Origin of the sequence: Pantoea sp. App145, assembly GCF_047947045.1 — a bacterium.
Lineage (GTDB): Bacteria > Pseudomonadota > Gammaproteobacteria > Enterobacterales > Enterobacteriaceae > Pantoea.
In genome coordinates this window covers 1,970,342-1,986,768 of record NZ_CP133290.1, presented here as the reverse complement: position 1 = coordinate 1,986,768, position 16,427 = coordinate 1,970,342, and the positions used below count along the sequence as shown (strand labels likewise).

Annotated in this window: 14 protein-coding genes; 5 read left to right on the top strand and 9 right to left on the bottom strand. The window is 57.1% G+C overall.

Annotated elements, in window-relative coordinates:
- Positions 1–71: 71 nt before the first annotated feature.
- Both RCF31_RS09175 and RCF31_RS09170 read left to right on the top strand, forming a co-directional pair.
- Positions 72–998 (top strand): ABC transporter ATP-binding protein, encoded by a 927-nt coding sequence (locus RCF31_RS09175; protein ID WP_299457372.1) that lies wholly within the window; start codon positions 72–74, stop codon positions 996–998.
- A complete protein-coding gene (locus tag RCF31_RS09170) occupies positions 995–1,765 on the top strand; it encodes an ABC transporter permease (protein ID WP_084872784.1) in 771 nt (256 codons plus the stop codon). Before RCF31_RS09175 ends, RCF31_RS09170 begins: the two co-directional genes overlap by 4 nt.
- Before the next feature lie 114 nt (positions 1,766–1,879).
- Here RCF31_RS09170 and panD read toward each other — a convergent pair whose 3' ends face one another.
- The 9 genes from panD to thpR form a co-directional block, all read right to left on the bottom strand.
- Positions 1,880–2,260 (bottom strand): aspartate 1-decarboxylase, encoded by a 381-nt coding sequence (panD, locus tag RCF31_RS09165; RefSeq protein ID WP_416413113.1) that lies wholly within the window; start codon positions 2,258–2,260, stop codon positions 1,880–1,882.
- A gap of 28 nt (positions 2,261–2,288) precedes the next feature.
- A complete protein-coding gene (gene panC / locus RCF31_RS09160) occupies positions 2,289–3,143 on the bottom strand; it encodes a pantoate--beta-alanine ligase (protein ID WP_299457366.1) in 855 nt (284 codons plus the stop codon).
- Between the two features lie 15 nt (positions 3,144–3,158).
- Positions 3,159–3,953, bottom strand: a complete 795-nt coding sequence (gene panB / locus RCF31_RS09155; protein WP_416413112.1) for a 3-methyl-2-oxobutanoate hydroxymethyltransferase — start codon at positions 3,951–3,953, stop codon at positions 3,159–3,161.
- Positions 3,954–4,034: 81 nt separating this feature from the next.
- Positions 4,035–4,520 carry a 2-amino-4-hydroxy-6-hydroxymethyldihydropteridine diphosphokinase gene (folK, locus tag RCF31_RS09150; protein WP_416413111.1) on the bottom strand — a complete coding sequence of 162 codons (486 nt, stop codon included), beginning with the start codon at positions 4,518–4,520 and terminating at the stop codon, positions 4,035–4,037.
- Positions 4,517–5,929: a polynucleotide adenylyltransferase PcnB gene (gene pcnB / locus RCF31_RS09145; RefSeq protein WP_416413238.1), complete on the bottom strand. Its 1,413-nt coding sequence runs from the start codon at positions 5,927–5,929 to the stop codon at positions 4,517–4,519. The genes folK and pcnB overlap by 4 nt, the downstream gene beginning before the upstream one ends.
- 38 nt (positions 5,930–5,967) lie before the next feature.
- Positions 5,968–6,897 (bottom strand): tRNA glutamyl-Q(34) synthetase GluQRS, encoded by a 930-nt coding sequence (gene gluQRS, locus RCF31_RS09140; protein ID WP_416413110.1) that lies wholly within the window; start codon positions 6,895–6,897, stop codon positions 5,968–5,970.
- A 72-nt stretch (positions 6,898–6,969) separates the two neighbouring features.
- Entirely contained in the window at positions 6,970–7,425 is a 456-nt protein-coding gene (dksA, locus tag RCF31_RS09135) for an RNA polymerase-binding protein DksA (protein ID WP_084872798.1), read from the bottom strand.
- A 246-nt stretch (positions 7,426–7,671) separates the two neighbouring features.
- The gene (gene sfsA / locus RCF31_RS09130) at positions 7,672–8,376 is read right to left on the bottom strand and encodes a DNA/RNA nuclease SfsA (RefSeq protein WP_313686379.1); all 705 of its coding nucleotides are present in this window, start codon (positions 8,374–8,376) and stop codon (positions 7,672–7,674) included.
- Positions 8,377–8,916, bottom strand: a complete 540-nt coding sequence (gene thpR, locus RCF31_RS09125) for an RNA 2',3'-cyclic phosphodiesterase (protein WP_299457353.1) — start codon at positions 8,914–8,916, stop codon at positions 8,377–8,379. It abuts the gene before it with no gap.
- A 25-nt stretch (positions 8,917–8,941) separates the two neighbouring features.
- Between thpR and hrpB the strand changes: the two genes are divergently transcribed.
- The 3 genes from hrpB (at position 8,942) to fhuA (ending at position 16,404) form a co-directional block, all read left to right on the top strand.
- On the top strand, positions 8,942–11,419 hold the full coding sequence (gene hrpB / locus RCF31_RS09120; protein ID WP_416413109.1) for an ATP-dependent helicase HrpB: 2,478 nt from the start codon (positions 8,942–8,944) through the stop codon (positions 11,417–11,419).
- Between the two features lie 96 nt (positions 11,420–11,515).
- Positions 11,516–14,008, top strand: a complete 2,493-nt coding sequence (mrcB, locus tag RCF31_RS09115; RefSeq protein ID WP_299457351.1) for a bifunctional glycosyl transferase/transpeptidase — start codon at positions 11,516–11,518, stop codon at positions 14,006–14,008.
- A gap of 206 nt (positions 14,009–14,214) precedes the next feature.
- On the top strand, positions 14,215–16,404 hold the full coding sequence (gene fhuA, locus RCF31_RS09110) for a ferrichrome porin FhuA (RefSeq protein ID WP_416413108.1): 2,190 nt from the start codon (positions 14,215–14,217) through the stop codon (positions 16,402–16,404).
- Positions 16,405–16,427 lie beyond the last annotated feature (23 nt).

Sequence of the window (16,427 nt, the reverse complement as noted above, 5' to 3'; positions counted from 1 at the left end):
CGCACGTACCGCTCGCGCACACTATCATTTCAACAGGCAATGATGTCACTACAACAAGGTATGGACTCGCAATGACTTATGCACTGGAACTTTCCGGGCTGATCAAGACCTATCCTGGCGGCGTACAGGCGCTGAAAGGGATCGATCTCAGCGTGGAAGCAGGTGATTTTTACGCCTTACTGGGGCCGAACGGTGCCGGTAAGTCCACCACCATCGGCATTATCAGCTCACTGGTCAATAAATCTGGCGGCAGCGTTCGCGTGTTTGGCTATGACCTGGAAAAAGATGTGGTCAACGCCAAGCGTCAGCTCGGGCTGGTGCCGCAGGAATTCAACTTCAACCCGTTCGAAACCGTGCTACAGATTGTGGTTAATCAGGCGGGTTACTACGGTGTGGAACGTCGCGAAGCCAATCAGCGCGCCGAAAAATACCTGAAACAGCTCGATCTCTGGGGTAAACGCAACGAACGTGCGCGGATGTTGTCCGGCGGTATGAAACGCCGTCTGATGATTGCCCGCGCGCTGATGCACGAACCCAAGTTGCTGATCCTTGATGAGCCGACGGCGGGGGTCGATATTGAGCTGCGTCGTTCGATGTGGGTGTTCCTGAAAGAGCTAAACGCCAGGGGCACTACCATCATTCTGACCACCCACTACCTGGAAGAAGCGGAAATGCTGTGCCGCAATATCGGCATTATCCAGAGCGGTGAACTGGTGGAAAACACCTCGATGAAAGGACTGCTGTCCAAGCTGCAATCCGAAACGTTTATCCTCGATTTAGCACCACGCAGCCCGCTGCCGCAGCTGGAAGGCTTCCAGTATCGTCTGGTGGATACCTCCACACTGGAAGTGGAAGTGATGCGTGAGCAGGGGCTGAACAGCGTGTTCAGCCAGCTGAGTGCGCAGGGAGTGCAGGTGCTGAGTATGCGTAACAAAGCTAACCGCCTTGAGGAGCTGTTTGTCAGCCTGGTGCAGGGAAAAACAGGAGCGAAAGCATGACGCATTTGTATTGGGTAGCGCTCAAGAGCATCTGGACCAAAGAGATCAACCGTTTTGCCCGCATCTGGATTCAGACGCTGGTGCCGCCGGTGATCACCATGACCCTGTATTTCATTATTTTCGGCAATCTGATTGGTTCGCGTATCGGTGATATGCATGGTTTCAGCTACATGCAATTTATCGTGCCGGGCCTGATCATGATGGCGGTGATCACCAACGCTTACGCTAACGTGGCTTCTTCCTTCTTCAGCGCCAAGTTCCAGCGCAATATTGAGGAACTGCTGGTGGCACCGGTGCCGACGCACATTATCATCGCGGGTTATGTTGGCGGTGGCGTGGCGCGTGGCGTCTGCGTCGGCATTCTGGTCACGGCGATATCGCTGTTTTTCGTGCCCTTCCATGTGTATTCATGGTCGATGGTGGCGCTGACGTTACTGCTGACGGCGATTCTGTTCTCGCTTGCCGGTTTGCTGAACGCGGTGTTTGCCCGCACCTTTGATGATATCAGCCTGATTCCGACCTTTGTGCTGACACCGTTAACCTATCTGGGCGGGGTCTTTTACTCACTGACGCTGCTGCCACCGTTCTGGCAGATGGTGTCAAAACTGAACCCGATTGTGTATATGATCAGTGGCTTCCGCTATGGTTTTCTCGGCATCAATGATGTGCCGCTGGAGTTGACCTTGTCGGTGCTGGTGGCGTTTATCGTGGTGTTTTACGCGGTGGTGTATGTGCTGATTCAGCGCGGACGCGGGCTGCGTAGCTAAGGTGAAGCTCGGACGTAGCGGCGCGATTTATCGCGCTGTTTTTTTAAAACCCGCGCGATAAATCGCGCCGCTACGGGATCAGATGGGGCGAGATAACATCCCGCCCGTATTGTATCAGGCGACCTGAACCGGCAGCGCTTTGGCTATCCGCTTCATCTCGTTATCGCCCTCAAAATAGGCCACTTTCGGCTGCCAGCTACGCGCGACTTCATCTTCCACCTGCACATAAGAACAGATGATCATAATATCGCCCTCGCAGGCACAGCGGGCGGCCGCGCCGTTGACGGAGATAATCTTTGAGCCACGCTCAGCGGCAATGGCGTAGGTAGAGAAACGCTGGCCGTTGGTCACGTTGTAGATGTCGATGGCTTCATATTGCAGAATGCCAGACGCATCCAGGAAGTCCTGGTCGATGGCGCAGGAACCTTCGTAATTCAAATCTGACTGAGTCACTTTGACGCGGTGCAGTTTGCCCTGTAATACGGTACGAATCATGGCGGTACAACCTTCTATAAACGATCCCTTACTGGGTCAGATCTACTTGCTGATTATCGATCAGACGCGCATTGCCCAGCCACGCGGCCATCAGAATCACGGCCTGCTTGCTATCAACGGTCAGCGCCTGCAACGTTTCGGCATCGCAAATCGCCAGCCCGTCCGGGCGGAAACCTTTCTCGCGTAACGCCTGTTCGGCGTGTTCAATAATTTCTTCCACATGGCGCTCGCCATTGCTGAGGCGCTCTGCCATGCTGTTCATCACCTGGCTTAAGCCGGGTGCCAGTGTACGCTCATCTGCGGTGAGATAGCCATTACGCGAGCTGAGGGCTAAGCCATCTTTGGCGCGTACCGTGGGAACACCGACAATCTCGATGTCGAAACCCATATCCGCCACCATCTTGCGGATAATAGCCAACTGCTGAAAATCTTTTTCACCAAAGCAGGCAATATCCGGCTGCACCAGGTTGAACAGCTTGCTGACAATGGTGGAGACGCCACGAAAATGGCCCGGACGGGCGGCACCTTCCAGCAGCGATGACAGACCCGGGACTTCCACGAAGGTCTGGGTATCGAGGCCTTTGGGGTAGACGTCTGCCGGGGCAGGGGCGAACACCAAATCAACGCCATGGCGATTCAGCTTTTCGCAATCATCCTGCAAAGTGCGGGGGTAGCGCGCTAAATCGTCCGGACGATCAAACTGCATTGGGTTAACAAAAATCGACGTCACCACGATATCGGCACGCGCGCGCGCTTCATCGACCAGCGTCATATGTCCATCATGCAGGTTGCCCATAGTAGGCACCAGCGCGATACGTTTGCCTTCCTGACGCCAGCGACGGATCTCGTGACGCAGCATCGGCAGTGTTTCAATGATCAGCACTGCACATCTCCTGATTTACTGGAAACTGTGTTCGGCGGCCGGGTAACTGCCCGCCTCAACTTCGGCAATATACTGGCGAATCGCAGCGCGAATGTCGCCGGTTTCCGCGAGGAAATTTTTAGCGAATTTCGGGATATGGCCGCCGGTGATCCCAAAGGCATCATGCATCACCAGAATCTGTCCGTCGGTTACGTTACCGGCACCGATGCCAATCACCGGGATGGTGAGCGCCTTGGTGACGCGTTCTGCCAGCGCCACCGGCACGCACTCCAGCACCAGCAGCTGTGCACCCGCTGCTTCCAGCGCCAGCGCATCGGCCAGCAGGCGTTCCGCTCCGGCTTCGTCACGGCCCTGTACTTTATAGCCGCCGAAGATATTCACCGACTGCGGCGTTAAGCCGAGGTGACCACACACCGGTACCGCGCGCTCGGTCAGCATTTTTACGGTTTCCGCCAGCCAGGCACCGCCTTCCAGTTTGACCATATTGGCACCGGCGCGCATCAGCTGGGCCGCGTTAGCAAAAGTCTGCTCCGGGGTGGCATAACTCATAAACGGCAGATCGGCCATCACCAGCGCTTGCGGAGCGCCACGGCGCACCGCTGTGGTGTGGTAGGCGATATCATTGACGGTAACCGGCAGGGTCGATTCGTGGCCCTGCACCGTCATGCCAAGTGAATCGCCAATCAGCAGGACCTGAATGCCCTCGTCAGCAAACAGACGGGCAAAGCTGAAGTCGTAGGCCGTTAGGGTGGCAAATTTGCGGCCACTGGCTTTCCACTGGCGCAAATGGGAGATAGTTGTGGGTTTCATCGCACACTCTCAGTATTTTCTGATGGGCGCAGTGTACTGGATCGAAAGGGGAGGCGATACGATTGCCGTGCGATTCTGGGGTTACTCAGACCAGAAACGAATCTCGCTTTGATCGAGCGCAGCCAGCAGGGGGGCTAGCGGGGTGCCATCGGGGAAAGTGAGCTGGGGCGCGAGCTCCAGCAGCGGCAACAGCATAAACGCGCGGTTGTGCATATCGTAATGTGGCACCGTCAAACGTGGCGTGCTAATCACCGTGTCGCCAAACAGCAAGATATCCAGATCGAGCGTACGCGGACCCCAGCGCTCGGCTTTGCGCACCCGGCCATGTTCCAGTTCAATGCGCTGGGTCTGATCGAGTAAGCTTTCGGCTGAAAGCCCGGTTTCCAGCGCAACCACGGCGTTGAGGTAATCAGGCTGATCCGGCGGGCCATAAGGCGGGGTGCGATACAACGAGGACGTCGCCACGCGGCGGGTTTGCGGTATCGCATCCAGCGCCGCCAGCGCTGCATCAACCTGATGCAGCGGGTCGGCGAGGTTACTGCCTAAGGCGAGATAAACGCGGGTCATGGCGCGCTGTTGTTGCGCGGTGCCGCCGCACGGCGACGCGGACGACGCGGTTTACGGCGTGGCGCAGGATCGTCACCCAGCGTGTTCAGCATGTTTTTCTGCTGCGTCGGTGCTGCGGCCTGGAATTCACCCCACCACTGGCTCAGACGTTGCAGTTCCGGGTTATTTTCCACATCGGCACGCAATGACAGCAGGTCATAGGCGGCGCGGAATTTCGGATGTTCCATCAGCTTCCACGCACGTTTGCCGTGGCGGCGTGACATGCGCAACTGCAACTGCCAGATATCGCGAATCAGCGTAGTGATACGCTTCGGAATCGCCAGCGCGCGGCAGGCTTCATCCAGCGTTTCATTCATCGCCAGCGCAAAGGCATCGTAATAGGTCAGGCCGCTTTCCTGGGCAATCTGCTCAGCAGACTCCAGTTGCGGATACCAGAACATCGCGGCAAACAGGAACGCCGGATTGACGCGCATATCATTCTGAATGCGGGTATCGGTATTTTTCAGCACCTGTGCCAGCATACGCTCCATTGAGCTGTCGCTGTGCTCGGTGAAACCGCGCGTCAGCGTCGGGAACAACGGCTGGAACAGCTGATATTCGCGCATCATCTGATAGGTGCGGTAGCCGTAACCGGCCTGTAGCAGCTTGAGCGACTCTTCGAACAGACGTGCGGGCGGAATATCATGCAACAGCGTCGCCAGGCGCGGAATCGGCTCGGCGGTTTCTGCGGCAATGCTCATCTCCAGCTTGGCGGCAAAACGCACCACGCGCAGCATACGCACCGGATCTTCGCGATAGCGCGTTTCCGGATCGCCAATCATACGAATGACGCCCTGCTGCAAATCCTGTAAACCGCCGACGTAATCACGCACCGTGAAATCCGCCACGCTGTAATACAGGCTGTTGATGGTGAGATCGCGACGCTGGGCATCATCTTCGATGCTGCCGAAGATGTTATCGCGCAGCAGCATACCGCTTTGCGCGCGCTGTGAGCTGTTGCGATCTTCTTCTTCGGCTTCTTCCATCTGGTGATGGCCACGGAAGGTCGCGACTTCAATCACTTCCGGTCCGAACATGACGTGAGCCAGACGGAAACGACGTCCGACCAGACGACAGTTGCGGAACAGTTTACGCATTTGTTCCGGCGTGGCGTTGGTGGTGACATCGAAATCTTTGGGTTTTTTACCCAGCAGCAAATCGCGCACGCCGCCACCTACCAGGTAGGCTTCGTAACCGGCTTTATTCAGGCGATAGAGCACTTTGAGGGCATTTTCGCTGATATCTTTGCGTGAGATGTTGTGGCTTTCACGGGGAATAACGGTCATCAGACTTTCGGTTTCCACCTCTTCAGGCGCCTCCTCGTCACGCTTGAGGACTCTCCGGCAAAAATTAGCGACTCGGGTAAAAATGGGACACCTCGACAGTGACATTAGTGGTGTTAGTAAAATCAGCGGCTAATCATAGCCTGTTGCGAACCATTTGAGAATGGCGTTGTCATTTCAACTGGCCTCAGGGCGTTCTCCAGTGGGATCAGACGGATATTCCACTGGTTAATCGCCGTCTTAAGCAGGGTTTCCAGCGATTCGTCCTGCCAGCCTGGTGATACCGGCTGACCCAAAAAGTGTAACGCCTGCACCAGCAGTGGCCGGGGATCACCCGCAGGCAGCGCGGGCGCATGGTTTTGCTTCGATAACTTGTTGCCATCGCCATTCACCGCCAGCGGCAGATGCAGATATTCCGGCACCGGCCAGCCAAACTGCTGATACAGCGCAATCTGGCGGACTGTCGGCTCGATCAAATCGGCACCGCGTACAATCTCGGTCATGCCCTGAAAATGGTCATCCACCACCACAGCCAGGTTATAGGCGAACAGGCCATCGCGACGATGGATAATAAAATCCTCTTCCGCCAACCGTGTGTCGGCCAGCAAATGACCCCGCAGGCGATCGTCAAAGCCATACACCGGCGTATGCTGGCGCAGGCGCAGCGCGGCGTTTTCCGCTGGCAGCTGCAACTCGCGGCAGTGGCCATCATAAAAACCGCCCAGCTGCTGAATGCGGCTGCGCGTACAGGTACAGAAATAACTCTGACGCTGCTCCCGCAACCAGTTTAACGCCGCGCGGTAAGCCTCATGGCGCTGTGACTGCCACAGCACCTCACCATCCCAGTGCAAGCCATAATGTTCCAGCTGTTGCAGAATGCGGGTCGCGGCACCCGGTACTTCACGCGGTGGATCGATATCTTCAATACGCACCAGCCAGCGCCCCTGTTGTGCGCGGGCACTCAGGTAGCTGCCTGTTGCTGCAATAAGCGAGCCAAAATGAAGTTCACCAGAAGGAGAGGGGGCGAAGCGCCCAATACAGGGAAGGTTAGACATTTTTTGATGCGCACCGCACGGCGGGAAAACAGTGGTTTTCCCTGCCGTACGGTGACAGTCTGTTCACGGCCATTAGCCTGCCATCTGTTTCTCGCGGATTTCTGCCAGCGTTTTACAGTCAATGCAGAGATCGGCGGTCGGACGCGCTTCCAGACGACGAATACCAATTTCAACACCGCAGGATTCGCAGTAGCCGAAATCGTCATCTTCCACTTTCTTCAGCGTCTTCTCGATCTTTTTGATCAGCTTACGCTCACGATCGCGGTTACGCAGTTCCAGACTGAATTCCTCTTCCTGCGCGGCACGGTCAACCGGATCCGGGAAGTTGGCAGCTTCATCCTGCATATGCGACACAGTACGGTCGACTTCATCCCTGAGTTGATTGCGCCAGGCTTCCAGAATCTTGCGGAAGTGGTTCAGCTGGGCTTCGTTCATATACTCTTCGCCCGGTTTCTCCTGATACGGCTCCACCCCAGCGATGGCGAGGATACTCAGGGACGATGTTTTACGGTTTTGCCCTTCTTGCATGTTGTTTCTCCTGGATAACACGCACTACCCTTGATACTTCAGATTGCATGCGGCAAGGCCGTCTTCCTGCAACCCGAGTTACTTTGGGTTTATCGATTCCCAACAGGGAAAAAAACAGGCCGCTATAAATAGCAGAAGCAATCAAGGTTGGCAATTATTCATGATCGCACCTTGACAAGCCTGTGAGGAACAGCGTATTTAGCGCACCACTCGGAACATTCCTATCACACCAAATTGCTAAGAATATTACAACTCTACCCTTATCGGCCGCGTCAGTAACATTTTTAGCGGGGAGATGTGAGCCTGATACGCCAATACTTCCACGCCACGCCGCTGCGCCTGTACCAGTAGTTCCGCGTACTGCGCGTCGATATGGCGCGCCGGGGAAACGTCCTCAATCCCCGTATGCAGAACAGCAAACAACAAAACGGCTCGATGGCCTTCTGCCGCGATTTGTGTCAGTTCGCGCAGATGCTTTTGCCCGCGAGTCGTCACCGCATCCGGAAAATAGCCTTTACCGTGTTGTAAAAGTGTGACGGACTTGACTTCAATATAGCAGTTTGATCTGTCATCCGCCCGCAACAGGAAATCAATTCGGCTTTTTTCCGTGCCGTATTTTACCTCAGGCTGGCAGTGCTCATAAGAGGATAATTCTGGAATCGCAGCAGAGATCAGCGCTTCTTTCACCAGCTGATTGGCACGCAGGGTGTTGACGCAGATCCAGTGGCCCTGCTGGGTTTCGGTCAGCTCCCAGCTGTGCGGATATTTGCGCGTCACGCTATCAGAAGTGGAATACCACACCGTATCGCCTGGCGTGGCGCAACCGGTCATGGCACCGGTATTCGCGCAATGAATGGTCAGCGTTTCCCCTTCGGGGGTGATCACATCCGCTAAGAAACGCTTATAGCGGGTAATTAAACGGGCCGGTTTGAGCGGCGGGGAGAAAAGCATTCAGTCTCCTGTGGTAGCGGATAGTGGCCAGCGGGCCAGCGCCTGATAATGGGTGCGGCCTTTCTCGAAACGCGACGAAAACAGCGCAAAATGGCTGACATCAACACGCCAGTGAAAGCCGCGCGGCGGAAGCGCCACTTTTTGCGTGGCGTTACGCCACAGGGTGACGTGCGGATGAAACGACGGTGCGTTTTGCGCGCAGCCGTGACGCGCCGCCTGCGCCCGCAACAGATTCGCCAGTTGCAGTAACCCGCGCGGCGGACGCTGACAGCCCAGCCACACCACACCGGGACGCGGCCAATGGCCAGCATCATCCAGATCGAGTGCAAAGCCGGGTTGCGTGATGCGCGCAGCCAGCTGCTGCAAACGTTGCGAGGTGTCATCGCTGACCTCACCGAGAAACGCCAGCGTCAGGTGCAGATTCGCTGCCGCAATCGGCCTGCCGATATTTTCAGCAAAATTCTCCGCCCGCCAGTGCACCAGCTGCTGTTGCAGCGCGGCGGGCAGTTCGAGAGCAAAAAACAGACGTTGCGTTGCCATGATGGACTCTGCGGGGAATGCTACAATGCGCGCCATCTTAGCACAGGCAGAAACGGAGTTGAGTGTGAGTGAGTTACCGGTAAGCGAGGTGCTGCCTGAACTGCTGGCCGCGCTGGCGCAGTCGCCCCAGGTACTGCTGGCGGCACCCACCGGCGCAGGTAAATCCACCTGGCTACCTTTACAACTGCTGCAACAGGCGCAGTTACCTGGCCGCATCATTATGCTGGAACCGCGGCGGCTGGCCGCACGCAATGTGGCACAGCGGCTGGCGGAATTGCTCGGCGAACAACCGGGCGGCACCGTGGGCTATCGCCTGCGCGGGGAAAATTGCTGCGGGGCCGATACCCGGCTGGAAGTGGTCACCGAAGGTATTCTGACGCGCATGCTGCAACGCGATCCGATGCTGGAAGGGGTTTCTCTGGTGATCCTCGATGAGTTTCATGAGCGTAGCCTGCAAGCCGATCTGGCGCTGGCGCTGCTGCTGGATGTGCAGCAGGGGTTACGTGATGATCTGAAGATTCTGCTGATGTCGGCGACGCTGGATAACCAACGCCTGCGTAACCTGTTGCCGGATGCCCCGTTTATCGCCTCTGAGGGCCGTAGTTTCCCGGTGACTCGCCGTTACGCCTCGCTGAATAATCAACAGCGCTTTGAGGAGGCGGTGGCGCGGGAAGTGGCGCAGCTGCTGCGTGAAGAGCAAGGGTCGTTGTTGTTGTTCCTGCCGGGTGTGGCGGAAATCGAACGCGTCAAACGCGAGCTGGAAGCGCGGGTGAGCGAAGACGTTGATCTCTCTCCTTTATATGGCGCGTTATCGCTTGAAGCGCAACGCCGGGCGATTCTGCCGTCACCGCCGGGCCGCCGCAAAGTGGTGCTGGCCACCAATATCGCGGAAACCAGCCTGACGATTGAAGGTATCCGGCTGGTGGTGGATAGCGCGCTGGAGCGCGCGGCGCAGTTTGAGGTGCGCAGCGGCGTGACCCGGCTGCAAACGCAGCGTATCAGCCAGGCATCGATGACGCAGCGCGCAGGGCGTGCCGGACGCCTCGAGCCGGGTATCTGCCTGCATCTGCTGCCGCAGGAGCAGGCATTAAGGGCAGCGGCCCAGAGCGAGCCGGAAATCCTGCACAGTGACCTGGCCTCGCTGCAAATCGATCTGCTGCAATGGGGCTGCCCGGATGTCACACAACTCAGCTGGCTGGATATGCCGCCTGCGCGCCATCTGCGCGCTGCGCGGGAGTTGCTGGCCCGGTTGAGGGCATTGGATGAGGCGGGGCGATTAACCACGACCGGCCGCAAAATGGCGGAATTGGGCAGCGATCCCCGTCTGAGCGCCATCCTGTGCGCGGCCGGACAAGATAAGAATGCCGTTGCCAGCGCCGCGTTATTGGTGGCGATTCTGGAGGAGCCGCCGCGCAGCGGCAGTGCTGACCTGCGCGATGCGCTGCATCGTCCACAATCGATATGGCAACGGCGTGCCCGTCAATGGCAGCAGCGTCTCAACGCCAGCGGCGGCAATGTTGATGCGGATCGTTTTCCGGCGCTACTGGCTGCCGGATTTGCCGACCGGCTGGCGCAGCGCCGCGGCGGCAGCGCGCGTTATCAGCTGGCGAACGGTATTGGCGCGATGCTGGATGAGCAGGACGGTCTGAGCCGCAGCGAATGGCTGATTGCTCCCTCCTTATTGCAGGGGGCCAGCGCGGCCGATGCGCGTATCCTGCTGGCGTTGCCGGTGAATATCGATCAACTGCGCCAGCAATGCCCGCATTTGGTTGAACAGCGCACCGATGTGGAGTGGGATGAAGAGAAAGGGACGCTGCGTGCCTGGCGACGTGAAGTGGTGGGTGCGCTGGTCCTGAAAGCACAACCGCTGACGCGGCCGGAACCGGAGGTGTTACATGCGGCGATGCTGCGCTGGATCCGCGAAAAAGGTTTGGCGGTGCTGGGCTGGACGCCGGAAGCGGAACAGCTGCGCCTGCGTTTGCATTGTGCCGCGTTGTGGCTGCCGGAAGAGGCCTGGCCATCACTGGATGACGATACCTTGCTGGATACGCTGGAAAGCTGGCTGCTGCCGGAGATGAGTACGGTGCGCGATTTGAAGGGCTTGCAGAGCGTCAATCTTGTCAGCGCATTATTACATTTGCTGACATGGTCACAACGCCAGCGGCTGGATAGTGTGCTGCCAACTCATTACACTGTGCCGACCGGAAGCCGCCTGCCGATCCGCTACGATGCAGAGAAGCCACCCGCATTAGCGGTGCGTATTCAGGAAATGTTTGGCGAAGCGCGTAACCCGGCTGTGGCTGATGGACGGGTGCCGCTGGTACTGGAGCTGCTGTCACCGGCGCACCGGCCGTTGCAGATTACCCGTGACCTGGCGGCGTTCTGGCGTGGAGCATATCCTGAAGTACAGAAAGAGATGAAAGGGCGCTATCCCAAACATCCCTGGCCGGATGATCCGGCCAACGCCTTACCAACGAGGCGGACTAAAAAATTTTCATCGTGATCCTTTGGTATCGAATTCAGAGGGTTCTGCCATGCGCAGCACGAGAAAGCAGTTAGAGTAACGGCGCAGCCGTAGCTATGCCTGGAGAATAAAAGCATGTCTGGGAACGATCGCGAACCGATTGGGCGCAAAGGAAAACAGCCCAAACCACCGCGCAGCACCGCGCGCCGGGGTCGCCGCAGGGAACTTGATGATGATACAGAGCAGGATGATGACGAGGAGAGTGAGCCAGTGCCACGTAAAGGTAAAGGAAAACGCCCGCCGCGTGCGAAACGCCGCTGGTTAGGCTGGTTCATCAAACTATTCCTGGTGTTTGTGGTGGTGATGGTCATCTGGGGCGTCTATCTCGACTCAGAAATCCGCAGCCGTATCGACGGTAAAGTGTGGCAATTGCCCGCTGCCGTTTATGGCCGCATGGTCAGCCTCGAACCGGGAATGCCTTACGACAAAAAAGAGATGATTGCGCTGCTGGAAGGCACGCAGTACCGCGAAGTCTCGCGCATTACCCGCCCTGGCGAGTTTAGCGTGAAGGGTAACACTATCGACCTGCTGCGCCGTCCGTTTGATTTCCCGGACAGCAAAGAGGGGCAGATCCGTGCCCGTATGAGTTTCAGCAACAACGAACTGAGCGAGATTAAAAATCTCGATACCGGGCGTGATTTTGGCTTCTTCCGTCTCGATCCGCGACTGATCACCATGTTGCAGTCTCCGAACGGTGAACAGCGCCTGTTTGTGCCGCGCGCCGGATTCCCGGATCTGCTGGTTGATACGCTGATCGCCACCGAAGACCGCCACTTCTACGAGCACGATGGCATCAGCCCGTACTCGATCGGTCGTGCATTTCTCGCCAACATCACCGCCGGTAAAGCGGTGCAGGGCGGCAGTACCCTGACGCAGCAGCTGGTGAAAAACCTGTTCCTCACCAACGAACGTTCGTTGTGGCGTAAAGCGCGTGAAGCCTATATGGCGATAATCATGGATGCGCGCTACAGCAAAGACCGCATTCTGGAGCTGTACCTCAACGAGGTGTACCTTGGCCAGGCCGGTAACGATCAGATCCGCGGCTTCCCGCTGGCGAGTCTGTACTACTTTGGCCGTCCGGTGGATGAGCTGAGTCTCGATCAGCAGGCGATGCTGGTGGGGATGGTGAAAGGCGCTTCGTTGTATAACCCGTGGCGTAATCCGCAGCTGGCACTGGAACGTCGCAACCTGGTGTTGCGTCTGTTGCAGCAGCAAAAGATTATCGACGAGGAGCTGTACAACATGCTGTCGGCGCGTCCGCTGGGCGTGCAGCCGAAGGGCGGGGTGATTACACCACAGCCTGCCTTTATGCAGATGGTACGTAATGAGTTGCAGGCCAAACTCGGCGATAAAATGAAAGATCTCTCCGGTGTGAAGATCTTCACTACGCTGGACCCGATTTCCCAGGATGCGGCGGAGAAAGCGGTGGAAGAAGGTATTCCGACGCTGAAGAAACAACGCGGCCTGAAAGATCTGGAAACCGCGATGGTGGTGGTGGACCGCTTCAGTGGTGAAGTCCGCGCCATGGTGGGTGGCTCTGATCCGCAGTTCGCCGGTTATAACCGTGCGTTGCAGGCGCGTCGTTCCATCGGTTCACTGGCAAAACCGGCCACCTATCTGACCGCGCTGAGCCAGCCGAACAGCTATCGTCTCAACAGCTGGATCGCCGATGAACCTATCGCGCTGAAACAGCCGAACGGTACCGTCTGGAAGCCGCTCAACGATGATCGTCGCTTCAGCGGCAAAGTGATGCTGGTGGATGCGCTGACCAACTCGATGAACGTGCCGACGGTTAACCTCGGTATGACGCTGGGGCTGAATTCGGTGGTGGATACCTGGGCTAAACTTGGCGTGCCGAAAGACCAGCTGAACCCGGTTCCGGCGATGTTGCTGGGGGCGCTTAACCTGACGCCGGTGGAAGTGGCACAGGCGTTCCAGTCCATCGCCAGTGGCGGCAACCGTGCTGAGCTGTCGGCGGTACGTTCGGTGATTGCGGAAGACGGTACCGTGTTGTATCAAAGCTTCCCGCAGGCACAGCGTGTGGAACCGCCGCAGGCCGCGTACCTGACGCTGTACAGTATGCAGCAGGTGGCGGATCACGGTACGGCGCGTGCGCTGGGTGCGCGTTTCCCGAATGCGCATCTGGCGGGCAAAACCGGTACCACCAATGACCTGGTCGATAGCTGGTTTGCCGGTATCGATGGCAAAGAAGTGGCAATCACCTGGGTAGGCCGCGACAACAACCAGACCACCAAACTGTACGGTGCCAGTGGTGCGATGCAGCTTTATCGCCGCTATCTCGATAACCAGGCACCGATGCCGCTGGTATTGACGCCGCCGGAAGATATCAGCCAGATGAATATTGATTCGGCCGGTAACTTTGTCTGCGGTTCTGGCAGCAGCACCTGGCGCACTTTGCCGGTGTGGACGCTCGATCCGAACTCCCTGTGTCAGCAACAGCAACAGCAGGTTCAGCAGCAGCAACAGTTGCAACAGCAGCAGCAGGAAGAACAGAAAGACAGTAATGGCGTTGCTGGCTGGATCAAAGAAATGTTCGGCAATAACTAAGTTGCTGAAATTTAAAAAGGGTGCTGCGGCACCCTTTTTTTATGGCCGTTTTTTCGTAACAAAAATGAACGAACTTGCGGCAAACGCACCGCCATCAGGCTTTATATCTTGCGGATCTTGCGGCGTTTCGCCTAAAATCCAACCTTTCTAATAATCATTCTCGTTTACATTCGCCTGCACCGACTTTTTTTTCGAGAGATCCTGATATGAATGCGCGAACTGTTTCCTTTCCGCGCGGAACGTCTACCAAACGTCCGCTCGCTTTACTGATTTCCTTAATCCTGGGTTCCCTGAGCGCGCAAGCGCTGGCTGAAGATACCGTCGTGGTCACCGCCGATGGGGGTTCTGCCGCTCCACAGGAAAGTGCCTGGGGACCGGCACCGACTATTGCCGCAAAACGCAGCGCCACGGCCACCAAAACCGATACGCCGATCGAGAAGACGCCGCAGTCGATTTCTGTCGTCACCCAGGAAGAGATGGCGATGCACAATGTCCAGTCGGTCAAACGTGCCTTCAGCTATACCCCGGGTATCAGTGATAACCGCGGCAGCTCGGATGTCATCGATGCTTTCTCCATTCGTGGCTTCAGCGAAACCAACACCAACCAATATCTTGATGGCCTGAAGTTGCAGGGCGATAACTACTCCGAATTTGCCATCGATCCTTACTTCCTTGAGCGCGCCGAATTGCTGCGTGGCCCGGCTTCGGTGCTGTACGGTAAAAGCAACCCAGGTGGCGTGGTGTCGCTGGTGAGTAAGCGCCCGACCCAGGAAACCTTGCGCGAAGTGCAGTTCCAGATGGGAACGGATAACCGCTTCTCCACCGGTTTTGATTTCGGTGGCGCGCTGGATGACAGCGGCGTTTACAGCTATCGCCTGACCGGACTGGCGCGCAGCCAGGACGCGCAGCAGGAGATGAACAAAGAGAAGCGCTATACCATCGCGCCTTCCTTTAGCTGGCGTCCTGATGCCAACACCCGTTTTGATCTGCTGACCTACTTCCAGAACGAACCCGAAACCGGCTACTACGGCTGGCTGCCGCGTGAAGGCACTGTGGTACCGATTATTCGTCCCGATGGCAGCCAGTACAAACTGCCGACCAACTTTGATGAAGGCGAACCGAGCAACAAGATTTCGCGCAACACCAAAATGGTGGGCTACAGCTTTGAGCACAGCTTCAACGACACCTGGACGGTGCGTCAGAATCTGCGCTATGCCGATCTGCGTACCGATTATCGCAGCATTTACGGCAACGGTTACGATGCCGCAACCCAGGAAATCACCCGTGGTTCGGCCATTTCGAATGAGAAGCTGAACCAGTTCGCGGTGGATACCCAGGCGCAGGCTAAATTCGCTACCGGCGCGGTGGATCATACGCTGCTGATGGGTGTGGATTACCAGCGCACGCGCAATGATATCGATGCGGCTTTTGCCAGCGCTGATCCGATCAGCGCGGTGAGCCCGCAATACGGTAACAACACCACCGGAACACCTTTCCTGTATCAATATCTGAATCGTCAGGAGCAGACCGGCCTTTACACGCAGGATCAGATGGAGTGGAACCGCTGGGTACTGACGCTGGGTGGTCGCTACGATTATGCGATGACTTCAGCGCTGAACCGCAATGGCAACACCGAAGTGAAAAGCCACGATCAGGCGTTTACCTGGCGTGGCGGTCTCAACTACGTGTTTGATAACGGTATCGCGCCGTATTTCAGCTATAGCGAATCCTTTATTCCGACACCAGGCACAACTTCAGGCGGCCAGCCGTTCGATCCTTCCCGCGCGAAACAGTATGAAGCGGGTGTGAAATACGTACCGAAAGATCGTCCGATTGTGCTGACGGCGGCGGTGTATCAGCTGACCAAAACCAAAAACCTGACTGCCGACCCGAACAACGTTTTGTTCAGCGTCCAGAGTGGTGAGATCCGCTCACGCGGTGTGGAGCTGGAAGCGAAAGCGGCGCTGAGTGCCAATATCAACCTGACAGCGGGTTATAGCTACACCGATGCGGAGTACACCGAAGATACCACGCTGAAAGGAAAAACCCCGGCACAGGTACCGAAGCAAACTGCGTCCGTGTGGGGAGACTATACCTTCCACGAAACCGCACTTTCTGGCCTGACGCTGGGTGCCGGTGTGCGTTATACCGGTGCCAGCAAAGGGCTGTACAGCACCGGCGACAATGCTAACCAAAACTTCGATGTGAAGGGCTATACCGTGGTTGATGCGGCAGTGAAATATGATCTGGCTCGTTTTGGCCTGCCAGGATCGTCGCTGGGTATCAACGTCAACAACCTGTTTGATCGCGAGTATGTCGCCAGCTGCTACCGCGAATATGCCTGCTACTGGGGCACCGATCGCCAGATTGTTGGTACTGCAACCTTCCGTTTCTGATAGAAAAGGGCGCGGAATGCGCC